This window comes from Kitasatospora sp. NPDC007106, assembly GCF_040634455.1.
Taxonomy (GTDB): Bacteria; Actinomycetota; Actinomycetes; order Streptomycetales; family Streptomycetaceae; genus Kitasatospora; species Kitasatospora arboriphila.
Genome location: NZ_JBEYFP010000512.1, coordinates 1 through 4,307 on the forward strand (window position 1 = coordinate 1; position 4,307 = coordinate 4,307).

The window sequence follows — 4,307 nt, forward strand, 5'->3', positions numbered from 1 at the left end:
GCCGAGCACCCGGTCCAGCAGCGCCGCGGTCGGGCGCCGCGGCACCGGCGGACCGGCCGTGTCTGCGATCTGCTGGTCGACCATCGTCGGGCCCTCTCCGGGCTGTTGTCGTGTCACGGGGTGCGGTGGCTCGCGCGGGTTCAGTCCTTGGGCGGCCCGCCCACCGGGGCGCCGACGAACCGGGTGAACCGGCGGTAGGACCGCCAGCCACGGGTGTAGAGGCTCTCCCGGATCGGGCCGACGCGGCTGCCGCGGCCGGCCGTCCAGTCGTCGAAGACGCTGTCCGGGGTGTCGCTGCGGACCATCAGCCGGCAGATCCGCATCGGGTCGTCGGTCGCCGAGCTGAACTTGTTCTCCACGGCGGTCGCCGAGGTCCAGCCCGCCGCGCGGACCTGGCGGCGGACGGCGGGGCTGGAGTAGCCGTGCGGGTAGGCGAAGGCGGTCGCGGGGTGGCCGATGGCGTCCTCCAGCCGCTTCTTGCTGCCGACGATCTCGTCGGTGCGGCGCTGGCCGTAGACCGTGTCGAGCTGGGCGTGCGTCTGGGAGTGGCCGCCGATCTCCACGCCGACCGCGTCGAGGGTGCCGACCTGGCGCCAGTTGAGCATCCGCGAGTCGGGCAGCAGGCTGCCGGTGGGCTCCCCGCCGGGCGGGTGGATCGCGCCGACCGTGACGTAGAGGGTGGCGGGCAGGCCGCGCTCGGTGAGGATCGGGGCGACCGTCCAGTAGAAGTCGGCGAAGCCGTCGTCGAAGGTGAGCACCGCGGCGTTGGCCGGCAGCGCGGGCCCGCCGTGCAGCGCGGCGACCAGCCGGCGCAGCGGGACGACCGTCAGGCCGGCGTCGGCGATCCGGTCGAGCTGCTCGCGGAAGGTCTTCGGGGAGACGGTGCAGGGCGCGATCCAGTCCGGCGGGTCCTCCGAGACGGAGTGGTACAGGAAGACGGGGACGGCTCTCATCGCGGGCTCCTCGCCGGCCGGAGGGTCGGCACGGACGGCCGGGGCAGCAGGAGGGCTGCGCGGCCCACGGTGTAGCCCAGCACGGTGATCCCGGCCCCGGCGCAGAGCGCGCCCGCGGAGCGCAGGTCGGCCCGGCGCAGGTGGCGCAGCACGGCCGCCGGCAGGGTGTGCCGGAGGTACCGGCGCTCGGAGGCCAGGGCGGGGTGCGGTCCGCTGTGCCGGGCGACGACGGCCTTGGAGCGGCCCTCGGCGTAGCAGCGGGCCCGGAAGTACGCCCAGGTGGCCCGGCCCGGCGGGACGTGGTGGTGGACGACGGCGGCCGGGTCGTAGCGCAGCTGCGCCTGCGGGTGGCGGGCGGCCAGCCGGAGGCAGAACTCGGTCTCCTCACAGCCGACCGGGCGGGTGCCGACCCTGCCGAGGTCGAGCCGGAAGCCGCCGGCGGAGACGGCCTCGGCACGCCGGAAGGACATGTTGGCGCCGGTGAAGTTGCGGATCGCCGCGGGCCGGTCGGGCAGGCCGCGGTAGGAGCAGCCGACCACCCAGTCGAACTCGCCGGGGAACCACGCGGGCCGGCCGGTCTCCCAGCGCGGCCGGACGAACCCGCCGACGCCGAGCACCGCGGGGTCGCGGTAGCCGGCGAGCAGGCGGTCGGCCCAGTCGGGTGCGGCCACCGCGTCGTCGTCCAGGAAGGCGACCACGTCGCCGCGGACCGCACGGACCCCGGTGTTCCGTGCGCCGGACAGGCCGCGGCGCTGCTCGTTGGGGAGGACCCGGACGTCCGGCCAACGGTGCCCGGCCCGGCGGGCGAGCTCGGGGCAGTGGTCGACGACCAGGACGAGTTCCTCGGGCGGCCGGCGCTGACCGCGGACGGAGTCCACGGCGGCGCACAGGTCGTCCCAGCGGTCCAGGGTGTAGGCGCAGATGACGACGGACAGGGTGGTCCGCGCGTCGGGCGGGGCGGTGGTCATGCCGTCCTCCTTTCGGGCGCCTTCATCCAGCGTGGCATTGTCAGCAGCAACGGCACGGCGACGGCGCAGCAGGCGAGCAGCCAGGCGAGGCCGACCCCGGTGAGTCCGTACACCGGGAGCAGCACGGCGGTGAGGCCGATGACCAGGACGCAGTGGGCGACCTGGAGGCCGATCAGTCGCCGCAGGTTGCGGCGGACCCGGGCGACGTCGATGGCGACGGTGATCAGGACGGTCGGCAGCGAGGCGATCGCCATCAGCCGGAGCACCGGGGTGCCGTGCGCGGCGTAGTCGGGGCCGAAGAGGCCGAGGATCCAGGGTGCGGCGGCGACCACGACGGCGGTGGCGGCGGCGACCAGCAGGCCGGCGTGGCGGAGCATCCGCCGGGCGAGCTCGGGCAGCCGGTCGGGCCGGTGGGCGCCCTCGACGACGAGGGAGGCGCCCATGCTGAAGACCGCGATGTCGAAGGTGTCGGCGATGATCCAGGCGAGCGAGTAGTAGGCGTTCTGGGCGGCGCCGAGCTGGGCGAGCACGATCAGCGGCAGCACGGCGTAGGTGGTGATGCTGGCGAGCTTGCCGAGGTAGTCGGCGGTGGCGTAGCGCATCAGTCGGCGCGGCATGGGTGCGCCGGTCCGGTCGGCGCGCTGGTGCGCGGGGATGGCCCGGCGGAACAGCACGGAGTTGGTGACGACGATCGACAGCAGCAGGGCGACGGCCCAGGAGGTGAGGATGCCGGTGCCGACGGCGAGGGCCGCGCAGACGGCGAGGGCGGCGGCCTTGGCGGCGGCGAAGAGCATGTTCTCGCCGAGCACCCAGCCGGTGCGGCGCAGTCCGGTGAGCGCGCCGTCCTGCAGGTCGAAGATCGAGTAGCCGGCGGTGGCGACGACGAAGGCGACGGCGAGCAGCGGCGAGCGCAGGAAGTCCAGGCTGGGGGCGACGACCGGGATCAGCAGCAGGAAGCCGCAGGCGGCGAGGGCGCTGAGCCCGCCGCTGATGGCGTAGCAGCGCAGTACCAGCCGCCGGGTGTGCCGGCCGGCCCGGGGGACGAACCGGACGAGGACGTCGCCGAGGTTGAACCGGCCGACGCCGGACATCAGGGCGGCCACCGACAGCGCCGCGTAGCTGGTGCCGACGGTCTCCGCGCTGTACCAGCGGGTCGCGAAGATCCAGAACAGCGAGCCCAGCGCTGCCGAGAGCACTGCGCTGGCGGCCAGGATGTGCCCGTTGCGCAGCAGCGGCTCGCCGGCCGTCCGGCGGGTGACGGCCCGGACGCGGGCGCGCAGCAGCGCGGCGTACGAGCACTCGCAGGGCAGCGGCAGCGGGCACGAGCACGGGCGGGCGGCCGTGGTGCGGCGGGAGACGAAGTCGGTGATCACGGCCGGATCCCGGCGGGCAGGGTGCGCTGGCGCCCGCGGCTGTAGAGGTAGCTGAGCGGCCCGACCAGCAGCCCGCGGCGGTGCAGTCGGACGAGTTCGCGCGGGGACGAGGCGCTGGTGCGGCGGCGGCCGGGGGCCATCGGCAGGGCCTTGGGCAGGCCGCGGAGGAGGTCGGCGAGCAGCGCGGGGCGCTGGACGACGGCGGCGGCCAGGTAGGCGCCGTAGCCGACGCCGAAGCCGTACACCTGGGAGCGCAGCGCGGCCGGGGTGCGGCGGTGGCGGTGCCAGACCAGTGCGTCGGGCGCGTAGGCGACCAGGCGTCCGGTGGTGAGCACCCGCAGGAAGGCGAGCAGGTCCTCGCCGCCGCGGGTCGGGGTGCCGGCGCCGGTGGCCCGGTCGAAGCCGCCGATGGCCCGCAGGGCCTCCGTCCGGAAGGCCATGTTGGCGCCGGTGCCGAAGCGGCTGACCGTGTAGGGGACGGGCGGGTCGCCGCCCTGGTCGGCGAGCGACCAGGTGCGCGGGGCGAAGCCGCGGGAGAAGCCGCAGTGGCGCTCGAAGGCCGCCTGGGACGGGGTGTCCAGCTCGGCGGGCAGCACCAGGCCGGTGACGCAGCCGATCCTGGGGTCGCTGCGGAAGGTCGCCAGCATGGCGTGCAGCCAGCCGGGGTCGGGCAGGGCGTCGTCGTCGGTGAAGGCGCACACCTCTCCGGTGGCGGCGGCCACGCCGGTGTTGCGGGCCCGCGCCAGCCCGGGTACCGGTTCGCGCAGGTAACGGATCCGGTCGCCGTAGCGGTCGCGGACCAGGTCGTGGGTGGTCAGGTCGGTGGGCGCGTTGTCGACCAGCAGCAGCTCGGCGTCGGCGGGTGCGGCCCGCAGCAGCGCGTCAAGGCAGCGCGGCAGCAGTTCGGTGCGGTCGCGGGTGCAGATGATCACGCTGAGGGTGGGCGGCGGGGCGGCCGCGGGCGGCGGGGCGGCCGGGGTGGCGCCGAGCGCGGTGCAGATCGGAAGAGCACA

The 4,307-nt window shown here is 75.6% G+C and carries 4 protein-coding genes; all 4 read right to left on the bottom strand.

Going from position 1 to position 4,307, the window contains the following annotated elements; all coding sequences use genetic code 11:
- Window positions 1-140 precede the first annotated feature (140 nt).
- The gene (locus ABZ641_RS27285) at window positions 141-953 is read right to left on the bottom strand and encodes a polysaccharide deacetylase family protein (protein ID WP_359985816.1); all 813 of its coding nucleotides are present in this window, start codon (window positions 951-953) and stop codon (window positions 141-143) included.
- On the bottom strand, window positions 950-1,921 hold the full coding sequence (locus ABZ641_RS27290; RefSeq protein ID WP_344625455.1) for a glycosyltransferase family 2 protein: 972 nt from the start codon (window positions 1,919-1,921) through the stop codon (window positions 950-952). The genes ABZ641_RS27285 and ABZ641_RS27290 overlap by 4 nt, the downstream gene beginning before the upstream one ends.
- A complete protein-coding gene (locus ABZ641_RS27295; protein ID WP_359985819.1) occupies window positions 1,918-3,294 on the bottom strand; it encodes a hypothetical protein in 1,377 nt (458 codons plus the stop codon). The genes ABZ641_RS27290 and ABZ641_RS27295 overlap by 4 nt, the downstream gene beginning before the upstream one ends.
- The coding region (locus ABZ641_RS27300; RefSeq protein ID WP_359985822.1) for a glycosyltransferase at window positions 3,291-4,307 on the bottom strand (1,017 nt) is incomplete at its 5' end. The genes ABZ641_RS27295 and ABZ641_RS27300, both read right to left, overlap by 4 nt.